The organism is Paramesorhizobium leguminum (genome assembly GCF_003217235.1).
GTDB classification, from domain to species: Bacteria; Pseudomonadota; Alphaproteobacteria; order Rhizobiales; family Rhizobiaceae; genus Paramesorhizobium; species Paramesorhizobium leguminum.
Genome location: NZ_QJTF01000036.1, coordinates 1 through 19,433, shown reverse-complemented (window position 1 = coordinate 19,433; position 19,433 = coordinate 1). Strand labels below are relative to the sequence as shown.

General features: G+C 60.9%; 15 protein-coding genes and 3 pseudogenes. 13 read left to right on the top strand and 5 right to left on the bottom strand.

Annotation, left to right across the window (positions count from 1 at the left end; translation table 11 throughout):
- The first annotated feature begins 257 nt into the window (after positions 1-257).
- Positions 258-3,719 carry a pyruvate carboxylase gene (pyc, locus tag C7477_RS17935; protein WP_110754663.1) on the top strand — a complete coding sequence of 1,154 codons (3,462 nt, stop codon included), beginning with the start codon at positions 258-260 and terminating at the stop codon, positions 3,717-3,719.
- A gap of 19 nt (positions 3,720-3,738) precedes the next feature.
- On the opposite strand, the pseudogene C7477_RS17930 reads toward pyc, so the two are convergent.
- Both C7477_RS17930 and C7477_RS17925 read right to left on the bottom strand, forming a co-directional pair.
- Positions 3,739-4,026 (bottom strand): annotated as a pseudogene (locus C7477_RS17930) (type II toxin-antitoxin system RelE/ParE family toxin); the annotation flags it as partial.
- Positions 4,027-4,047: 21 nt separating this feature from the next.
- Positions 4,048-4,329, bottom strand: coding sequence for a ribbon-helix-helix domain-containing protein (locus tag C7477_RS17925; protein ID WP_110754659.1), 282 nt, complete (start codon positions 4,327-4,329; stop codon positions 4,048-4,050).
- Between the two features lie 151 nt (positions 4,330-4,480).
- On the opposite strand from C7477_RS17925, the gene C7477_RS17920 reads away from it, so the two are divergent.
- The 3 genes from C7477_RS17920 to ispG all read left to right on the top strand — a co-directional run bounded on the left by C7477_RS17920 (position 4,481) and on the right by ispG (position 7,830).
- Positions 4,481-5,251, top strand: a complete 771-nt coding sequence (locus C7477_RS17920; RefSeq protein WP_110754657.1) for a DeoR/GlpR family DNA-binding transcription regulator — start codon at positions 4,481-4,483, stop codon at positions 5,249-5,251.
- A gap of 12 nt (positions 5,252-5,263) precedes the next feature.
- The gene (locus tag C7477_RS17915) at positions 5,264-6,484 is read left to right on the top strand and encodes an MFS transporter (protein ID WP_425373597.1); all 1,221 of its coding nucleotides are present in this window, start codon (positions 5,264-5,266) and stop codon (positions 6,482-6,484) included.
- A 68-nt stretch (positions 6,485-6,552) separates the two neighbouring features.
- A complete protein-coding gene (ispG, locus tag C7477_RS17910) occupies positions 6,553-7,830 on the top strand; it encodes a flavodoxin-dependent (E)-4-hydroxy-3-methylbut-2-enyl-diphosphate synthase (RefSeq protein ID WP_110754655.1) in 1,278 nt (425 codons plus the stop codon).
- Positions 7,831-7,864: 34 nt separating this feature from the next.
- On the opposite strand, the gene C7477_RS17905 is transcribed toward ispG, so the two are convergent.
- Positions 7,865-8,785, bottom strand: coding sequence for a polyprenyl synthetase family protein (locus C7477_RS17905; protein WP_110754665.1), 921 nt, complete (start codon positions 8,783-8,785; stop codon positions 7,865-7,867).
- A 200-nt stretch (positions 8,786-8,985) separates the two neighbouring features.
- On the opposite strand from C7477_RS17905, the gene mtgA reads away from it, so the two are divergent.
- Both mtgA and rpmF read left to right on the top strand, forming a co-directional pair.
- Positions 8,986-9,714 (top strand): monofunctional biosynthetic peptidoglycan transglycosylase, encoded by a 729-nt coding sequence (mtgA, locus tag C7477_RS17900; protein WP_181418465.1) that lies wholly within the window; start codon positions 8,986-8,988, stop codon positions 9,712-9,714.
- Positions 9,715-9,924: 210 nt separating this feature from the next.
- A complete protein-coding gene (rpmF, locus tag C7477_RS17895; RefSeq protein ID WP_068883196.1) occupies positions 9,925-10,107 on the top strand; it encodes a 50S ribosomal protein L32 in 183 nt (60 codons plus the stop codon).
- A gap of 284 nt (positions 10,108-10,391) precedes the next feature.
- On the opposite strand, the gene C7477_RS17885 is transcribed toward rpmF, so the two are convergent.
- Positions 10,392-10,823 (bottom strand): GlcG/HbpS family heme-binding protein, encoded by a 432-nt coding sequence (locus C7477_RS17885; RefSeq protein ID WP_110754651.1) that lies wholly within the window; start codon positions 10,821-10,823, stop codon positions 10,392-10,394.
- 79 nt (positions 10,824-10,902) lie between these two features.
- Positions 10,903-11,523: a polyhydroxyalkanoate synthesis repressor PhaR gene (phaR, locus tag C7477_RS17880; protein ID WP_245411895.1), complete on the bottom strand. Its 621-nt coding sequence runs from the start codon at positions 11,521-11,523 to the stop codon at positions 10,903-10,905.
- A gap of 189 nt (positions 11,524-11,712) precedes the next feature.
- Between phaR and C7477_RS17875 the strand changes: the two genes are divergently transcribed.
- The 7 genes and pseudogenes from C7477_RS17875 (at position 11,713) to C7477_RS17850 (ending at position 19,296) form a co-directional block, all read left to right on the top strand.
- A complete protein-coding gene (locus C7477_RS17875; protein ID WP_110754647.1) occupies positions 11,713-12,906 on the top strand; it encodes an acetyl-CoA C-acetyltransferase in 1,194 nt (397 codons plus the stop codon).
- 53 nt (positions 12,907-12,959) lie between these two features.
- Positions 12,960-13,685, top strand: coding sequence for an acetoacetyl-CoA reductase (gene phbB, locus C7477_RS17870; RefSeq protein ID WP_110754645.1), 726 nt, complete (start codon positions 12,960-12,962; stop codon positions 13,683-13,685).
- Between the two features lie 593 nt (positions 13,686-14,278).
- A pseudogene (locus tag C7477_RS17865) lies at positions 14,279-17,084 on the top strand (helicase-related protein); the annotation flags it as partial.
- 140 nt (positions 17,085-17,224) lie between these two features.
- Positions 17,225-17,410 (top strand): annotated as a pseudogene (locus C7477_RS19555) (hypothetical protein); the annotation flags it as partial.
- Between the two features lie 4 nt (positions 17,411-17,414).
- Positions 17,415-17,801, top strand: a complete 387-nt coding sequence (locus tag C7477_RS17860; protein ID WP_110754641.1) for an RNA-binding S4 domain-containing protein — start codon at positions 17,415-17,417, stop codon at positions 17,799-17,801.
- A 179-nt stretch (positions 17,802-17,980) separates the two neighbouring features.
- The gene (gene fdxA, locus C7477_RS17855) at positions 17,981-18,319 is read left to right on the top strand and encodes a ferredoxin FdxA (RefSeq protein WP_110754640.1); all 339 of its coding nucleotides are present in this window, start codon (positions 17,981-17,983) and stop codon (positions 18,317-18,319) included.
- Positions 18,320-18,708: 389 nt separating this feature from the next.
- The gene (locus C7477_RS17850; protein ID WP_110754638.1) at positions 18,709-19,296 is read left to right on the top strand and encodes a CarD family transcriptional regulator; all 588 of its coding nucleotides are present in this window, start codon (positions 18,709-18,711) and stop codon (positions 19,294-19,296) included.
- Positions 19,297-19,433 lie beyond the last annotated feature (137 nt).

The following is a 19,433-nucleotide window of genomic DNA, read 5'->3' as shown; positions in this document are numbered from 1 at the left end:
AAATGAAACTCAAAGGGCTGAGCCCTGTACAATACAGGACCCAGCCCTTAAATCGTCCCAGCCTTTAAACTGTCCAACTTTACGGGGTCAGTTCAATCCCGCCACACTCCGTTTGCGCCGCAGCATTTTGCGTGTAAGCATTGTGCCGGCTTTAGAGGGGAGACCGGTTTCGCCCGAAACCGATAATAACAAATAGAAGGTGGATCGGCTCCGCTCCTCAAGCTCCGTAGTCATGCTTGCAGTTTGGGAGACCTGCCTTGCCGATCAAGAAGATCCTCGTCGCCAATCGATCCGAAATCGCCATCCGGGTTTTCCGCGCGGCCAATGAGCTGGGACTGAAAACGGTCGCCATATGGGCGGAAGAGGACAAGCTGGCGCTGCACCGCTTCAAGGCGGATGAGAGCTATCAGGTCGGGCGCGGGCCGCATCTGCCGCGTGATCTGGGGCCGATCGAAAGCTATCTCTCGATTGATGAGATCATACGCGTCGCCAAGCTTTCCGGGGCTGATGCGATCCATCCGGGCTATGGACTGTTGTCCGAGAGCCCGGAATTCGCAGAAGCCTGTGCGGCGAACGGCATCGTCTTCATCGGGCCGAAGCCGGAGACGATGCGCCGCCTCGGCAACAAGGTGGCGGCGCGCAATCTGGCCATCGAGATCGGCGTTCCAGTCGTACCGGCGACCGAGCCGCTTCCCGACGACATGGATGCCGTCAAGGCGATGGCGGAGAAGATCGGCTATCCCTTGATGCTCAAGGCCTCGTGGGGTGGTGGCGGACGCGGTATGCGTGCCATCCGCTCTGCCAATGAGATCGTCAAGGAGGTGACCGAGGCCAAGCGCGAGGCGATGGCGGCGTTTGGGAAGGACGAGGTGTACCTTGAAAAACTGGTGGAGCGCGCGCGCCATGTCGAGGTGCAGATATTGGGCGATACCCATGGCAATGCCGTGCATCTCTTCGAGCGCGATTGCTCGATCCAGCGGCGCAATCAGAAAGTGGTCGAGCGCGCGCCCGCGCCATATCTCGATGATCTCAAGCGCAAGGAATTGGCCGATCATGCGCTGAAGATCGCCCACGCGACGGACTATATCGGTGCGGGCACCGTTGAATTCCTGATGGATGCCGATACGGGCAAATTCTATTTCATCGAGGTCAATCCGCGCATCCAGGTGGAGCACACGGTCACCGAGCAGGTGACGGGCATCGATATCGTCAAGGCGCAGATTCGCATTCTGGAAGGGGCTGCCATCGGCACGCCCGATTCTGGCGTGCCGGCGCAGGAAGACATTCGCCTCAACGGCCATGCCCTGCAATGCCGCATCACCACGGAAGACCCGGAACAGAACTTCATCCCGGATTACGGCCGCATCACCGCTTATCGCGGCGCGACCGGCTTCGGCATCCGGCTCGATGGGGGGACCGCCTATTCAGGCGCGGTGATCACCCGCTTCTACGATCCGCTGCTCGAAAAAGTGACGGCATGGGCGCCGACGCCGGAGGAGACGATTCTGCGCATGCACCGGGCGCTGCGCGAGTTCCGCATACGCGGCGTGGCGACGAACCTGACGTTCCTAGAGGCGATCATCACGCATCCGCAATTCCGCGATAACGCCTATACGACGAAGTTCATCGACAACACGCCGGAGCTTTTCGAGCATGTGAAGCGGCAGGACCGTGCCACCAAACTTCTCACCTATCTGGCTGACGTGACGGTGAACGGCCATCCCGAGACGAAGGGCAGGGCAAAGCCGCCGGCGGATGCGGCGGCTCCGCGGGTGCCTTATGCAGGTGGCCGAGAGATCGCCGACGGCACGAAGCAGCGGCTGGATGCATTGGGGCCGGAGAAATTTGCGCAGTGGATGCGCGATCAAACTCAAGTGTTGATCACCGACACGACGATGCGCGACGGGCATCAGTCGCTACTCGCGACGCGGATGCGCACCTATGACATTGCGCGCATCGCCGGAACTTATGCCCGCGTGCTGCCCGACCTCTTCTCGCTGGAGTGCTGGGGCGGGGCCACCTTCGATGTGTCGATGCGGTTTCTGACCGAGGACCCGTGGGAGCGGCTGGCGCTGGTGCGCGAGGCGGCGCCCAACATCCTCTTGCAGATGCTGCTGCGCGGGGCAAACGGCGTCGGCTACAAGAGCTATCCCGACAATGTGGTCAAATATTTCGTGCGTGAGGCAGCGCGTGGCGGCGTCGATCTGTTCCGGGTGTTCGACAGCCTCAATTGGGTGGAGAACATGCGCGTCTCGATGGATGCCATCCTTGAGGAGGACAAGCTCTGCGAGGCGGCGATCTGCTATACGGGCGATATCCTCAATGCCAGCAGGCCGAAATACGACCTGAACTATTATATAGCGCTCGCTAAACAAGTGGAGAAGGCCGGGGCGCATATCATCGCCGTCAAGGATATGGCGGGGCTGTTGAAGCCGGCGGCGGCGAAGGTGTTGTTTGGGGCGTTGCGCGAGGCGACGGACCTGCCGATCCATTTCCATACCCATGACACGTCCGGCATTTCGGCGGCGACGGTGCTGGCGGCGGTGGAGGCCGGTGTCGATGCGGTGGACGCGGCGATGGATGCGCTTTCGGGCAATACCTCGCAGCCCTGCCTCGGTTCCATCGTCGAGGCGCTGTCCGGCACCGAGCGCGATCCGGGCCTCGATCCCGAGTGGATCCGCAAGATTTCCTTCTATTGGGAGGCGGTGCGCACGCAATATGCCGCGTTTGAGAGCGATCTGAAGGGACCGGCATCGGAAGTCTATTTGCATGAAATGCCGGGCGGGCAGTTCACCAATCTGAAGGAGCAGGCGCGCTCGCTGGGGCTGGAGGCCCGCTGGCATGAAGTGGCGCAGGCCTATGCCAACGTCAACCGCATGTTCGGCGATATCGTCAAGGTCACGCCTTCTTCCAAGGTGGTCGGCGACATGGCGCTGATGATGGTTGCCCAGGATTTGACGGTCGTCGATGTGGAGAACCCGGAGAAGGACATCGCCTTTCCGGATTCGGTCGTCTCGATGATGCGGGGCGATCTCGGCCAGCCGCCTTCGGGATGGCCGGCGGCCTTGCAGAAGAAGGTGCTGAAAGGCGAGAAGCCGTTCACGGTCAGGCCGGGATCGCTGCTCGCCTCCGCCGATCTCGACAAGGAGCGAAAGGACATCGAGGAGAAGCTTGGGCGCAAGATCAGCGACCAGGAGTTCGCCTCCTATCTGATGTATCCCAAGGTCTTCACCGATTACGCGATTGCCTGTGAAACCTATGGGCCAACGAGCGTGCTGCCGACGCCGGTTTATTTCTACGGGCTGGCGCAGGAGGAAGAGGTCTTCGTCGATCTCGAACGCGGCAAGACGCTTGTCATCCTCAATCAGGCGATGGGCGATACGGACGAGAAGGGTATGGTCACCGTGTTCTTCGAGCTGAACGGCCAGCCGCGTCGCGTGAAAGTGCCGAACCGGGCCAAAGGCGCGGCGGGCAATGGCGTGCGGCGCAAGGCGGAGCCGGGCAACGACAGCCACGTCGGGGCTCCGATGCCGGGGATCGTCTCCACGGTCGCCGTCGCGGCGGGCCAGCCGGTGAAGGCGGGAGATGTGCTCGCCTCTATCGAGGCGATGAAGATGGAAACGGCTATCCATGCGGAGAGGGATGGCGTGGTTGCCGAAGTGCTGGTGCGGGCAGGCGACCAGATCGACGCGAAGGATTTGCTGGTGGTGTTTGAGTGACAGCGTTTGCGCGGCGGTGCTATTCGTCGCCGTCGCGCAAATCGGCTTCGTAGTCCTGGCCGCTGTAGTAAATGCCGTGAATAATTACGGCGTCCTTAGTAACTTCAAATGCGATCGATATACGCCGACGGTAGCCTACCATCCGAATGGCTTGGGGAAGACCCTTGCGTCGCGTGCCCCGTTCCGGGAAGGTTCGGAAGCTCTCGCAATAGTCCACGATGGAATCGATAAATCGCCGCGCTGCGAGGGGTGATCCAGCCTCTGCGATACGCGCTTCCAACTCGTCGAGCTGGCGCAGAGCTTTTGACGAGAGGTGAACAGCGTAAAATCACGCTGAAGCTGACCGCTTTGCGGCGAGATGCTCCCGGACCTGCTCTATAGTGAGCGTTCGACTGGGATCTGCCTTCACCTCATCGTAGGAAGCGATGACCTCGCGCAGCCAGTGTTCAAACGCTGGGTCGCCCTCGTGAGGGCTTTCATGTTCCTGCAAGGCGTACAGCCCGTCGAGAATAACCTCGCTCTCGCTGGCATATTCGCCCGAGGCCACCTTGTCCTTCACCATTTGTGCCATGTCATCCGGCAAGGTGACTTTCAACTGTGTGCTGCGCATGGGTGGCCTCTTATCTGAAACAGCCTGTCGGGGTCGAACCTATCATATATGGCGGTCATCGGGAATCATTTCGAGGGCCCTTGCCAGCCGCGTCCGAGGCCGCTATGCATCATGCACGTTTATACACGATTATGCATGATTAAGGGCAAGCATGAGCGGATCGGATTTTCTTTTGCAGGAGCGGCAGGCGCGGATCGTTGAGAAGCTTGCCGCATCCGGCAAGGTGCTGGCGGGGGAGTTGGCGCGGGAGTTTTCCGTCTCGGAAGACACGATCCGGCGGGATTTGCGGGAAATGGCTGTCGCCGGGCTCTGCCGGCGCGTCTATGGCGGCGCGCTGGCTATTCCCCCTACGGCGCCTTTCGCGGAGCGGGCGGTGGACCAGCCGGAGCGCAAGGGCGCGCTTGCCCGCGCTGCCGTACGGTTTATCGAGCCGGGAATGCTTGTCTTCCTTGACGCATCTTCGGCCAATCTCGCCATCGCGCGGGAAATCTCGTCATTGTCAGGCGTTACCGTCGTTACAAATGCGCCTCCTATCGCTTCGGTTCTGATGGAGGCCGTCGATGTCATCTTGATCGGCGGCGCGGTGGACCGGCGGGTGGGTGGAGCGCTCGGGAGCAGGGCTCTTGGCGACGCGGAACGGTTGCGGCCGGATCTTTGCATCCTTGGCGCCTGCGGTGTCGATGCGGAGGCAGGCATCACCGCGTTTCATCTTGAAGATGCCGAGTTCAAGCGGACGATCGCCCGGCGCAGCCGCTGTGTCATGACGACCGCCATGTCGGAAAAACTGGGCACTGCAGCGCCGCATGATGTGATCGCCATGGCGGAGTGCGGGCGGCTTGTCGTTGAGCACGATGCCGACGCGGCCATCATCAATGACATCGCGGCGCTGGGCGTTGAAATCGTCCGGGCCGGCAAGATTTGACTGGAGGAAGACATGGAAATGCGCGTGGAGACGCCGCTGGCAGATGCCGGTCGGTCCGGTTATTTGCCTAAGGAGAGGCTGGCCGTATGGCTGCTCTTTCTCGTGAATGGCTTCATCGTGGGCAACTGGGCGCCGAAAATTCCGGAATTCGCGGAGCGGCTTCATCTGGATAAGAGCGAACTCGGACTGATGATCCTCGTCTTCGGCGTCGGGTCGCTGGTCATGATGCCGGTGGCGGGAATGCAGATCGCCCGGCTCGGTTCGGCCCGCGTCTCCAAGATATCGGCGGTTCTGCTGGTGCCGTCCATTCTCACGCTGACTTTCACGCAGAGCGTGCCGATGGCGGGTATTGCGCTCTTTCTTTTCGGCGGTTTCGTCGGCGGCATGGATGTCGCTATGAACGCCAATGCGGTGGCGGTCGAGCGCAAGATGCGCCGCGCCATCATGTCGTCCTGCCACGCGTTCTGGAGCCTTGGCGGCCTTCTTGGCGCCGGGCTTGGCGGTTATCTCATCGAGCATTCCGGCCCGACGGTTCATGCAATAGTTGCCACCGCAATAGCGGCCGTCATGCTGGCTGTGGCATGGCCGATAGTGCATATGGACCGCCCCGCAAAATCATCCGTCGATGAAACCTCCCGCGCGCGCCTGCCATTGAAGCCACTGCCCTGGCTGGTGGGCGCGATGGCGCTGTTCTGCATGGTGCCGGAGGGCGCGGTGCTTGACTGGAGCGCGCTCTATCTGCGCCAGGATCTGGGCGCGAATGCGGGTGTTGCCGGGCTCGGCTTCGCCGCTTTCTCGCTGACCATGGCCATCATGCGCTTCGCGGGCGATCTGGTGCGCGACAAGCTCGGCGCGGTGATGACGCTGCGGATATGCACTGTCATCGCGATGATCGGCATGCTGGCCGCCAGCCTTGCCCCGGATCCGACCATGGTCATTCTCGGCTTCGCGCTGTGCGGAATCGGCATTTCCAACATGGTGCCCATCGTCTTCTCCATCGCCGGCAATCTGCCGGGAATGGCGCCGGGCGTCGGCCTGTCCATCGCCACCACGCTCGGCTATTCCGGCATCCTGTTCGCGCCGTCCACCATCGGTTTCATCGCGGAGCATACCGGCTTTTCGGCGGTGTTCGCAGCCTTGCCGCTGCTTCAGGCGGTGGTGTTGGCATTCTCCGGCCTGGCGCGCTATGCGGATGCGGGAGAGCACCACGAGACGGTGGCGCAGCGCGTGTAAAAGCTATAAAACCGCCATGAGCGGGTGATATTCTCCGCGCGAAACACGCTCACTGGCGATCAAGTAAAATGGCAAGCGAAACACCAGGCTATTTCTCTCACCCCTTCGACCGCCGCACGTCGATTGGCGTCATGGTCGGCGGCGTCATGGTCGGCGGCGGCGCGCCCGTTGTCGTGCAGTCGATGACCAATACGGATACCGCCGATGTGGATGGGACGGTGGCGCAGGTGGCCACGCTGCATCGCGCCGGCTCGGAGATCGTCCGCATCACCGTCGACCGTGACGAGGCGGCGGCGGCGGTGCCGAAAATTCGCGAGCGGCTGGACAGGCTGGGGCATGACGTGCCGCTGGTCGGCGACTTCCACTATATCGGCCATAAACTTCTGGCCGATCACCCGGCCTGCGCCGAGGCGCTGGCGAAATACCGCATCAATCCCGGCAATGTGGGCTTCAAGGACAAGAAGGACAAGCAGTTCGCTGATATCGTCGAGATGGCGATCCGCTATGACAAGCCGGTGCGCATCGGCGTCAATTGGGGCTCGCTCGATCAGGAGCTACTGACGACACTGATGGACCGCAACCAGGCGGAAGGCTCGAAGCTGACGGCGCAGCAGGTGATGCGCGAGGCGATTGTGCAATCGGCACTGATTTCGGCGACGCTTGCGGAGGAAATCGGCCTGCCGCGCTCGAAAATCATCCTGTCGGCGAAGGTCAGCCAGGTGCAGGACCTGATCGCCGTCTATACGGAACTGGCGAAGCGATCCGATCACGCGCTGCATCTGGGCCTCACCGAAGCCGGCATGGGCACCAAGGGCGTGGTGGCATCATCCGCCGCGATGGGCATTCTTCTGCAGCAGGGAATCGGCGACACGATCCGCATTTCGCTGACGCCGGAGCCGGGCGGCGACCGCACGCGCGAGGTGCAGGTGGCGCAGGAGCTCCTGCAGACCATGGGGTTCCGGCAATTCGTGCCGATCGTCGCGGCCTGCCCCGGCTGCGGGCGCACGACCTCGACGGTGTTCCAGGAACTGGCGCAGACCATCCAGAACGATCTGCGCGCCAACATGCCGGTCTGGCGGGAGAAATATCCCGGCGTCGAGGCGCTTCAAGTTGCGGTGATGGGCTGCATCGTCAACGGGCCGGGCGAATCGAAACACGCCGATATCGGCATCTCGCTGCCCGGCACCGGCGAAACGCCGTCAGCGCCGGTTTTTGTGGACGGCAAGAAGGTGACGACCCTGCGCGGACCGGGGATTGCCGGGGAGTTCCAGAAGATGGTGGCGGAGTATATCGAGAACCGGTTTGGGATGGGAAAGCAGCAGGTGAATAGGGCAGTAGGGCAGTAGGGCAGGGTGTGATGACTGCCTTTTGTGCCCAGCCTTAACTCTGCCTATCCGCAATAAACCGCGCGGCTTGCTTCAAAAGCGCGGCATCTGCGCCGAAAGGTTCGAGCAGCATTTCGGCCTGTTCAACGAGACCCTTCAGCTGCTTCTTTGTCCATTCCACGCCGTGCATCGAGACGAGCGTTGCCTTGCCTGCCGCCGCGTCCTTGCCGGTCGCCTTGCCCATTTTCGCCGCGTCGGCGGTGACATCGAGGAGATCGTCGGCAAGCTGGAAGGCGAGGCCGATGGCTGCGCCGTATTCCGCGAGGCGCTCGCGGTCCTCAGGCGTGGCGTTGCCGATGATGGCGCCGGCCTCGCAGGCGAAGCGGATGAGCGCTCCGGTTTTCATCGCCTGCAGGGTGATGATGCCGGCTTCGTCCGGCTTGCGGGTTTCGGCGGCAAGGTCGAGCATCTGGCCGCCGGTCATGCCGCCATGGCCGGCGGCGCGGGCAAGCGCCGTGACCAGCGTCATGCGCGTCTGGACGGGCAGCGCCGTTTCCTCGCCGGCGATGATCTCGAAGGCATAGGTGAGCAGGCTGTCGCCAGCCAGAATGGCTGTCGCTTCATCGAAGGCCTTGTGCACGGTCGGCTGACCGCGCCTGATATCGTCATTGTCCATGGCGGGCAGGTCGTCATGCACTAGGGAATAGCAATGGATGCATTCGAGCGCTGCCGCCACGCGCAGCGCCGGTTCCTTGTCGGCGGCGAAGAGGGCAGCGCTTTCCATGACCAGGAAAGGACGAAGCCGCTTGCCGCCATTGAGGACGCCATGGCGCATCGCGGCCAGGAGGCGCTGAGGCCGGACGATCTCGCCGTTGCGCGCGCGGTCGTCGAGCAGTTTTTCCAGCGCGGCTTCCACGGAACGGGCGCGCGAGGCGAGGGCGGTTTCGAAATCGGGGAGAAAAATGTCGGCTGCCATGGGACCGGCATGAACGAAAGCCGCGCGCCGGTCAACCGGGTGATAATGGCCCCCAAGCTTTTTCATGGAACCGTCGTATTGAGGAAAAACTTGCGGCCAAAAGGGATCGAAGCTGAAATCCAGCCGTTTTGTCGGGCGACGGGTTCAATCTTCGGATGGAATGTTCTATGCCGAAAGCGTGGGGCAAGCGGGCAAGACGCGTGGCGAAAGTTGTGATCAGGGAGAGACGCGGCAGGGGTTATCTGACTGATCCGATTCATACGCGGTTGTTGCGTGGCTTCGGAAGGGCTTTGCTTTTTCTGGTTTTCACGCCACTTCTGCTGCTTCTCGTCTATATCGTTCCCTTCGTTCATCCCGTCTCCACACTGATGCTGACGGATGCGGTGACGTTTTCGGGCTATGATCGGCAATGGGTGTCTCTCGATGAGATTTCCCCTGTCCTCGTCAATTCGGTGCTGGTTTCGGAGGACGGGCGATTTTGCAGCCATGCGGGTATCGACTGGCGCCAGCTCGATCTGGTGATTGGGCAAGCGGCGGAGGGCGAGCGGACGCGTGGCGCCTCCACCATCACCATGCAGACGGTGAAGAATCTTTTTCTCTGGAATGGTCGCTCATACGTCCGCAAAATGCTGGAACTGCCGCTTGCGATGGCCGCCGATACGATCCTGTCAAAAAGGCGGGTCATGGAAATCTATCTCAACATCGCCCAATGGGGGCCGGGGATTTATGGCATTGAGGCCGCCGCGCAGCACCATTTCGGCCGCTCCGCCTCGCGGCTGACGGCGCGGCAGGCGGCCTTGCTCGCTGCAACGCTGCCAAATCCGATCCTGCGCAATCCGGCCAAGCCCAGCCGGGGGATGCAGCGCATCGCCCGCATCGTTGAGGCGCGGGCGCGGCGAGCCGGGCCCTATGTGAGGTGTCTGCAATAGCGCGCGTGAGCTTGAGCGCGATCCTGAAAAGTTGCAGATGCCCGATTCAAATCAATCGCATTCTGCGCGCCAAAAAAATGCAGGGCACTCTGGTCAAACGGCGCTATTGCGTGTATAGGCCCAAGCGAACTTTCCGGAATTTTGTCCGATGTGACAGGCTCCGCCGGGGCCGGGCCGGACCTTTGTTGACCGATCAGTGGAGCAAGATCCATGGCAGTACCTAAACGAAAAACATCCCCGTCGAAGCGCGGCATGCGCCGTTCCGCCGATGCGCTGAAGGCCCCGACCTATGTCGAGGACAAGAACTCCGGCGAACTGCGCCGCCCGCACCATATCGACCTGAAGACCGGCATGTATCGCGGCCGCCAGGTTCTGACGCCGAAGGAAGGCTGAGCTTTCAGCCTTTTTCCGCTGCGGAAATTAAAAAGACCGGCTTTTGAGCCGGTCTTTTTGTTTATGGCGTTTTGACTGAGTGCGAAACACCCCCCTCTGTCCTGCCGGACATCTCCCCCTCAAGGGGGGAGATTGGCTGACATGACCATCGGCTGCCATCCGGCAATGTCTGCGATTGGTGCCGTGCGTTGATGAAGGCGTAATCTCCCCCCTTGAGGGGGAGATGCCCGGCAGGGCAGAGGGGGGTATCCCTTGCCGATATCTCTTATTTAAAGCGAAATACCTTACCCGGCATCAGCGGCAAATCCCGCCGCCTCGATGCCCGCCACGGCAGCCGCCTCGTCATTGTCGGAGGTGTCGCCGGTAACGCCGGTGGCGCCCAAAATTTCGCCGTTGGCATCCTTGATGAGCACGCCGCCCGGCACCGGCATGACGCGGCCGCCGGAGATGCCGGAAAGCCCTTCGAGGAAATGCGGGCGGTCCTTTGCCTGGTTGTGCAGCCAGCGCGAGCCGGCGCCGACGGCGAGCGCGCCGAAGGCCTTGCCCGAGGCGATCTCGAAGCGCAGGATTGAGGTTCCGTCCTGCCGCTGGAAGGCTTTCAGATGTCCGCCGGCATCGAAGACAGCAATCGCCAGCGGCTTCAGCCCCAGCGTTTTCGCCTTGGCAAGCGCGCCCTCGATGATCTGATTGGCTTTGTCTAGCGTCAGCTGCGCCATGGGTATTCTCCTGAGAAAATTGAAACTGCCGCCTTCTAGAGGCTTTTACGCGAAAGGGAAACGCTGGCCGGTGAGGGATTTATTTCACAATCTCATCGATCTTGCGCTGCATCGCGGCGACCTGCTCCTTCAGTTCTCGCAATTCGTCGCTCGAAGGCTTTGCCGCTTCGGGTTCGTCTTTTCTTGTTTCGGTTGTCTTGCCATTCGGCGCGTCGCTGAACGGGGCGGGGCTGAACATGCGCATTGCCTGGTTGAACATCTCGGTGTTGCGGCGCACCTGCTCCTCGATCAATTTGACGGGAATATTCATCCGCATGAAATCGGCGGAAGATTTGCCGAAAGCCCCGGTCATTTGCTCGCGCATCCGTTCCTGTTCCCGCGTGAAAGCCGCCATGGACTGTTCCAGATAACTGGGCAGGATCGTCTGCATCTGGTCACCGTAGAAGGCGATCAACTGCCGCAGGAAGGAGATCGGCAGCATATACTGGCTGTCCTTGTTCTCCAGCTCGAAGATGATCTGCGTCAATACGCTATGGGTGATGTCCTCGCCCGTCCTGGCGTCCTGAACGGTGAACTCCTCGCCCTTCTTGACCATCTCCGCCAGATCTTCGAGCGTGACGTAGGTGCTCGTCCCGGTGTTGTAGAGCCGGCGATTGGCATATTTCTTGATAATCGTCGTTTGGCCTGATTTGGTTGCCACGAACGCCTCCCCGCAATGGTTACACCCTCTTCCCCAAGCGAAGGATAGGCCAAAAACCCACATATTTCAAAGCGTTTGTGCGCTGCAGGATTTGGGCAGGATTGGGGCATGGCTTGCATTGCGCGGCGCCCTTGCCAAGGCGTGCGTCTCGTTTCATCTTGGGTCAGCTCAAGAGCAAGGAGACCTTTCATGAACAGTTCTAGTGGGAACGACCATATCGTCATCGCCAGCGCGGCGCGCACGCCCGTTGGTTCGTTCAATGGCGCTTTCGCCAATGTTCCCGCGCATGAGCTGGGAGCGGCGGTGATCCATGAGGCGTTGTTGCGCGCCGGTATCGAGGCGGGCGAGGTCGATGAGGTGGTGCTGGGTCAGGTCTTGACGGCGGGCGAGGGGCAAAACCCGGCGCGGCAGGCGGCGATGGCAGCTGGGTTGCCGAAGGAAACCACCGCCTGGGGCCTGAACCAGCTTTGCGGCTCCGGCTTGCGCGCGGTCGCCATCGGCATGCAGCAGATTGCCATGGGTGATGCGAGGATAATCGTCGCCGGCGGACAGGAATCCATGTCCATGGCGCCGCATTGCGCGCATCTGCGCGGCGGCGTGAAGATGGGCGATTTCAAGATGATCGACACGATGCTTAGGGATGGCCTGACCGACGCCTTTCATGGCTATCACATGGGCATCACGGCGGAAAACATTGCCCGGCAATGGCAATTGAGCCGCGAGGAGCAGGACCGGTTCGCCGTCGCTTCGCAGAACAAGGCGGAAGCGGCGCAGAAGGCGGGGCGGTTCGGGGATGAGCTCGTCCCGGTTGCCGTGAAAACGCGCAAAGGCGAAACCATTGTTTCCGAGGATGAGTATATCCGCCATGGCGTGACGCTTGAAGCGATGGCCAAGCTGAAGCCGGCCTTCGACAAGGATGGCACGGTGACCGCGGGCAATGCCTCTGGTCTCAATGATGGCGCGGCTGCCGTGGTGCTTCTGAGCGAGGCGGAAGCGGAACGGCGCGGGATAGAACCGCTGGCGCGCATCGTCTCGTGGGCGACGGCGGGAGTTGATCCCGCGATCATGGGCACGGGGCCAATTCCCGCGACGAGAAAAGCGCTGGAAAAGGCGGGGTGGAGCATTGGCGATCTCGATCTCATCGAGGCCAATGAGGCATTTGCGGCGCAATCATGCGCGGTCGTGCGGGATCTCGGACTCAATCCGGATATCGTCAACGTCAATGGCGGCGCCATCGCCATCGGCCATCCGATCGGGGCGTCCGGGGCACGTGTCCTCACCACGCTGCTTTATGAGCTGAAGCGGCGGCAGGCCAAACGAGGGCTTGCGACCTTGTGCATCGGCGGCGGGATGGGCGTCGCGCTTTGCGTGGAACGCCTTTAAAAAGGCTCAATAAAGCCTCAGTGGCGGTCGGCAAAATAGGTATGCGAGGAAAAATGGCTAGGGTCGCACTGGTTACAGGCGGATCACGCGGCATTGGCGCGGCCATCGCCATCGCATTGAAACAGGCCGGCTACAGTGTTGCGGTCAATTATTCCAGCGATGGCGATACGGCGGCGCGGTTCAGCGCGGACAATAAAATACCGGTCTATCGCTGGGATGTTTCCGATTATCAGGCCTGCGTGGCGGGAATCGCCCAGGTCGAAGCCGAGCTGGGGCCGATCGAGGTGCTGATCAACAATGCCGGCATCACGCGCGACGCGATGTTTCACAAGGCGACCGTTGAGCAGTGGAAAGAAGTCATCGACACAAATCTCAATGGCATTTTCAACATGACGCACCCGGTCTGGCCGGGAATGCGGGCACGTAAATTCGGGCGCATCATCAATATTTCCTCGATCAACGGCCAGAAGGGGCAGGCGGGGCAGGTTAATTACTCCGCGGCCAAGGCCGGTGCCATCGGCCTGACCAAGGCGCTGGCGCAGGAGGGCGCGCGCGTGGGAATAACGGTCAATGCCGTAGCTCCCGGCTATATCGGTACGGAGATGGTCCGGGCCATGGATGAGACGGTGCTGCAGGAGCGGGTGCTGCCACATATCCCGGTAGGGCGGCTGGGCGAGCCGGAAGAGGTCGCGCGGATCGTCGTTTTCCTGGCATCGGATAATTCAGGCTTCATCACCGGCTCCACCATTACCGCCAATGGCGGGCAGTATATGGCTTGAGATGCCCCAAAACGGCACAAAAGATTAACGCCGGGTGGAGCGGACTATCAGGAAGCCGAAGTATTTTCATACCGGCTATGCGGTTTTGGTGGGCCGTATACTATATGTTGTAGGAACAAAGCAGGAAGACGGGTGAAAAGCTGATTCGTCTCCGATTCGTTCCATGTTTGATCGGGAGGTTAACGAGTGTCGCTCAGACATTGTCCGTAGCTTTAAGCAACTATAAGGAATCATTGAAATTTTCTTAAAAATTCCGAGCACGGAATTTCAGGCCGGCATGAGCCTCCGGCAAAAGTTAACGACCGGGCATTTGGGTCGCCGTTCAGGCTTTCAAGCATGTCATCATGTAGCAGGAAATGCCCTCGAAGTGCTACATGTAGTGGTGAACAAAGCGAGAATTGTTCCAAGTCAATGATTCGTCGCCGATTCGTTCCGTTCACGTTCCGTTTCTTAACGTGACTTGCTTTCAGTCGCATGAGCTTATCCGAAAAGTCTACAACTTTTCGGGATCATGCGCGAACCGATATACGGGTTTCGGTGTGTGGCCGATAATGCTATTCGCTTGAGTTCAGTCTGGAAACCGGTCGCATAAAATGAACCATCAGCCTGCAAACGAACTGCCTCTTATCCTCTCCGGCCGGGATGTGACCGCCGTTCTGGGGCCGACCAACACCGGCAAAACCCATCTCGCCATCGAGCGGATGCTGGCGCATGAGAGTGGCATCATAGGCCTGCCGCTGCGGCTGCTCGCGCGCGAAGTTTATGGGCGGGTTGTCGAGCGCGTGGGGGCGCAACACGTCTCGCTGGTGACGGGGGAAGAGAAGATCGTGCCGTCAGGCGCGCGCTATTCCGTCTGTACCGTTGAGGCGATGCCACGCTCCACCAATGTGGCTTTCGTCGCGATAGATGAGGTGCAGCTCGCGGGCGATCTCGAGCGCGGCCATATTTTTACAGACCGCATCCTGCATTTGCGTGGACGGCAGGAGACGCTGCTGCTTGGCGCCGCCACCATGCGCGGCATTCTGGAAAAGCTGTTGCGCGGCATTTCCGTCGTCACGCGGCCGCGTCTTTCACATCTCGCCTATTCCGGCTCGAAGAAGATCACGCGCCTGCCGCGCCGTTCGGCAATCGTCGCCTTCGCGGCGGATGAGGTCTATGCCATCGCCGAACTGATCCGTCGCCAGCGCGGCGGCGCGGCGGTGGTCATGGGCGCGCTTTCGCCGCGCACGCGCAATGCGCAAGTCGCGCTCTATCAGTCGGGCGACGTGGATTTTCTGGTGGCGACGGATGCCATCGGGATGGGGCTTAATCTTGATGTGGATCATGTCGCCTTCGCGCAGAACCGCAAGTTCGACGGTTACCAGTTCCGCGATCTGACCGCGGCGGAGCTTGGCCAGATCGCCGGCCGCGCGGGCAGGCATCTGCGTGACGGCACCTTCGGCGTCACAGGCCGGGTGGACCCGTTCGAAAGCGCGCTTGTGGAAAAGGTCGAGGCTCATGCCTTCGATCCGGTGCGCGTGCTGCAATGGCGCACGGCGCGGTTCGATTTTTCTTCCATCGACGCATTGCGCCGTTCGATCGATACGCCCGCGCCGGTGGAAGGATTGGTGCGCGCCTTGCCCGCCGTGGATGCCCAGTCGCTCGATTATCTCGCGCGCGATGCCGATCTTGCGCGGCTGTCTGACAGGCCGGAGCGCGTGGAGAGGCTGTGGGATGCTTGCGCGCTGCCGGACTATCGCAAGATCGCCCCGGCGCAACATGCCGATATTATCGCTTCGATCTATAATGATCTTGTCCGGCGCGGCCATGTGGACGAAAACTACATGAGCGAACAGGTGCGCCAGGCGGACCGGACAGACGGCGATATCGATACGCTATCGCACCGCATCGCGCAGATTCGCACCTGGACTTTCGTGTCGCACAGGCCAGGATGGCTTGCCGATCCGACACATTGGCAGGAAAAGACGCGCGAAATAGAGGACAGATTGTCTGATGCGTTGCATGAACGGTTGACGAAACGCTTTGTAGACCGCAGGACAAGCGTGCTCATGAAGCGTCTGAGAGAGAATGCCATGCTTGAAGCCGAAATCAGCCCATCTGGTGATGTCCTTGTCGAGGGGCACCATGTCGGGCAACTGGAAGGGTTCCGATTTACCGCCGATACCCAGGCCGAAGGGTCTGATGCGAAAGCGTTGAAGGGAGCCGCTCACAAGGCGCTTGCCGCCGAGTTCGAACGCCGGGCCGAGCGGTTCGCCGCGTCGGCCAATGGCGATTTCGCGCTAGGGTCGGATGGCGTATTGCGCTGGGTCGGTGCAACTATTGCCATGCTGGTGGCGGGGGAAGATGCGCTGAAGCCCCGCGCGGTGCTTCTGGCGGACGAGCAACTGACCGGACCCGCGCGGGAGAAGGTTGCTGCACGTATCGACCGTTTCGTGGCGCATCATCTGGAAACGGTGCTGAAGCCGCTGTTCGATCTGGTCAACGCCGATGCGTTGACCGGCATGACGCGCGGTCTCGCCTTCCGGATCGTTGAGAATTTCGGCATCCTGCAGCGCCGCGATGTGGCGGAAGACGTGCGCGGCCTCGACCAGGAATCGCGCGCGGCGCTTCGCCGGCTGGGCGTGCGCTTCGGCGCCTATCATGTTTTCGTGCCGGCGCTCTTGAAGCCCGCGCCCGCAGGGCTGGTCACGCTGCTCTGGGCGTTGAAGGAAGACGCGCGCGAGCGTCCCGGCTATGGCGATGTCGTACATATGCTGGCGGCAGGCCGCACGTCGGTCGTCACCGATTCGTCCTTCGATCCCGCCTTCTACAGGCTCGCGGGCTTCCGTATGCTGGGCCGGCGCGCGGTGCGTATCGACATTCTGGAGCGCCTTGCCGATCTCATCCGGCCGGCGCTTGCCTGGCGTCCCGGTGCGGAAACGCGGCCGGATGGTGCCTATGACGGCAGCCGTTTCATCGTAACGCCTGCGATGATGTCCATTCTCGGCGCGACCGCCGATGACATGGAGGAGGTGCTGCGCAATCTTGGCTATCGCCATGAAGCGGTGGATGCCGCCGGCGTAACGGCCAAGCTCGCCGAACTCGATGCTTTCGCAATGCAGGCAACCTCCAAGGACGCCGCCTCCGGAAGGCCTGCCGTGCCTGCCGCGGAACCGGTGGGCGACGTGGCGATGATGCTGGAGAAGAAGGCTCAGGCACCCGCGCCCATGGCTGAACCGGTGGAAGCGGCGGCGGTAAAGCCCGATGCCGTGCCAACGGAAGCGGCGGAAGAGCCGAAGCCGGTGTTGTTGTGGCGACAGGGGCGCGCCGAAGGGCGCGGACGCCGGCCGGACCAAGCGGGCAACAGGCAGAGCAATCGGCCTAACCGGAATGCCGGCAATCAGAACCGTGGCAATCAGAGTAGTACGGGCCAGAATAGCACTGGCGATGCACCGGGACCGGTAGCGGCGGAGAGAGAAGGCGAGCGCCGCAATCATTTCCGTGGGAAGCCACGTCATGACGGCCAGCGCAATGATGGAAAGGACGGAAAGCCTTTCCACAAAGGGAAACCCCGCGATGGCAATTCAGCCAGACCGGAAAGCCATGAGCCGCGCAACGGCGCCAAGCCGCATCATGCGAACCGTGACGGCGGCAAGCGTCATGAACGGCAGGAGCGCCCGGTGAAGATCGATCCGGATTCGCCTTTCGCCAAGCTGGCGGCGCTTAGGGAGCAATTGAAGAAGTAAGGCCATGGCGACGGGCGAAAGACAGCGCATCGATAAATGGCTGTTCTTCGCGCGCGTCGTCAAATCCCGTTCGCTTGCGGCCAAGCTTGCCACGGGCGGGCGGGTGCGGATCAACAGCGACAAGATCGACCAAGCCTCTCATGCCGTGAAGGTCGGCGACGTGCTGACCGTCACGCTGGATCGGCGAATTCTCATCTACAAGGTTCTGGATACGGGACATCGGCGCGGCCCGGCGGAGGAAGCGCGGCTGCTCTACGAGGACATATCGCCGCAACCAAAGGAAGGTGCCGACGTAGGGCCGGCTGGGCTGCCGCCCATGCGTGAGTCGGGTAGCGGTCGTCCCACCAAACGCGAACGCCGGCAGACGGACAGGCTCAGGGATTTCGAGTGACGACACGTTCGCTTGGCTGAGGCGCATCTGTAAAAATATTTTACGTTTCAGTATTCTCGCAGATATGATTTCGCGTTCTGCAAAGGCTGGGTCATTGACAGCGCCTGTCCTCTTGCCAGCCAGCTTCAAAAGCGTTAGCTCACAGCCATATTTATTAAGACTGTCTCAGGAGTCCTGATATGACCTATGTCGTGACTGACAATTGCATCCGTTGCAAATACACGGATTGCGTCGAGGTCTGTCCGGTCGATTGTTTCTACGAGGGCGAGAACATGCTCGTCATCAATCCTGACGAGTGCATCGATTGCGGCGTCTGCGAGCCGGAATGCCCGGCTGAGGCCATCAAGCCGGATACGGAACCGGGCCTCGACAAATGGCTGGAAATCAACGCGGAATATGGCAGCAAATGGCCGAACCTGACGGTCAAGAAGCCGGAACTGCCCGAAGCCAAGGAAATGGACGGCGTGGAGGGTAAATTCGAGAAGTTTTTCTCTCCCGAACCAGGCGAGGGCGATTGAGGCCTTCCTTCCCCCTTGCGGGGAAGGTAAGCGCTTCGTCGTAAACCATTCCAGCTGACTTATTTTTAGCACCAGCCGCAAATTGTTGATTCTTTCAGCTTTTTGTGTTAATGCTTTGTTCATATGTCGATGGCTGGACGTCAACTCGTGGCGCATATGCGTTAATCACCGAAAGGCTGTTTTCTTTTTCCGGACTTTAGCGGGCGCCGGTGGAATTGTGTGGCTAAGGCCGACACCAAGCCCCGTATCCGGGCAAGATTTGCGTTTCTTTTCTTGATTTTCGCTTTCCGGCCAGGTCGACAGACCGGCTTCTCCCTTGCTTGTGAGGGGGCGGCGTACCATGTGTCAACCGGCGGGGGCCGCCGGGCACAACAGGGAGTATTATGCGTATGACATCCCAACCGAAAAAGCCCGCGACGCGTCAGGGTTTCAAGACGAGCGAATTCATCGTTTACCCCGCGCACGGCGTAGGCCAGATCGTTGCTATCGAAGAGCAGGAAGTGGCCGGCCACAAGCTCGAGCTTTTCGTGATCGATTTCCAGAAGGACAAGATGCGCCTCAAGGTGCCGGTCGCCAAGGCGTCGACCATCGGCATGCGCAAGCTTTCCGAGACGGATTATGTCGACCGTGCGCTGAAGGTGGTGCAGGGTCGCGCGCGCGTCAAGCGCACCATGTGGTCGCGCCGCGCGCAGGAGTATGATGCGAAGATCAATTCCGGCGACCTGATCTCCATTTCGGAAGTGGTGCGCGACCTTTACCGCGCGGAAAACCAGCCGGAGCAGTCCTATTCCGAGCGCCAGCTTTATGAAGCTGCACTTGACCGCATGGCGCGAGAAATCGCCGCCGTCAACAAGATGTCGGAAACGGAGGCCGTCCGCCTCATCGAGGTTAACCTCGCCAAGGGTCCGAAGCGCGGCGCCAAGGCCGACGCGGAAGCCGAGGTCGAGGAAGACGAGGCGGAAGCGGCGGCGGCATAATAGCGATAGCGACTCCCCTAATCTTTTTGAAAGCCCGGGTTTTGAACTGACCCCGTAAAGTTGGACAGTTTAAAGGCTGGGACGATTTAAGGGCTGGGTCCTGTATTGTACAGGGCTCAGCCCTTTGAGTTTCATTT

Coding starts and splice junctions, on each gene's coding strand:
- C7477_RS17925 (WP_110754659.1), bottom strand. CDS start 4,329: ATGCGCAGCACACAGTTGAAAGTCACCTTGCCGGATGACATGGCACAA.
- C7477_RS17920 (WP_110754657.1), top strand. CDS start 4,481: ATGAGCGGATCGGATTTTCTTTTGCAGGAGCGGCAGGCGCGGATCGTT.
- C7477_RS17915 (WP_425373597.1), top strand. CDS start 5,264: ATGGAAATGCGCGTGGAGACGCCGCTGGCAGATGCCGGTCGGTCCGGT.
- ispG (WP_110754655.1), top strand. CDS start 6,553: ATGGCAAGCGAAACACCAGGCTATTTCTCTCACCCCTTCGACCGCCGC.
- C7477_RS17905 (WP_110754665.1), bottom strand. CDS start 8,785: ATGGCAGCCGACATTTTTCTCCCCGATTTCGAAACCGCCCTCGCCTCG.
- rpmF (WP_068883196.1), top strand. CDS start 9,925: ATGGCAGTACCTAAACGAAAAACATCCCCGTCGAAGCGCGGCATGCGC.
- C7477_RS17885 (WP_110754651.1), bottom strand. CDS start 10,823: ATGGCGCAGCTGACGCTAGACAAAGCCAATCAGATCATCGAGGGCGCG.
- C7477_RS17875 (WP_110754647.1), top strand. CDS start 11,713: ATGAACAGTTCTAGTGGGAACGACCATATCGTCATCGCCAGCGCGGCG.
- phbB (WP_110754645.1), top strand. CDS start 12,960: ATGGCTAGGGTCGCACTGGTTACAGGCGGATCACGCGGCATTGGCGCG.
- C7477_RS17860 (WP_110754641.1), top strand. CDS start 17,415: ATGGCGACGGGCGAAAGACAGCGCATCGATAAATGGCTGTTCTTCGCG.
- fdxA (WP_110754640.1), top strand. CDS start 17,981: ATGACCTATGTCGTGACTGACAATTGCATCCGTTGCAAATACACGGAT.
- C7477_RS17850 (WP_110754638.1), top strand. CDS start 18,709: ATGACATCCCAACCGAAAAAGCCCGCGACGCGTCAGGGTTTCAAGACG.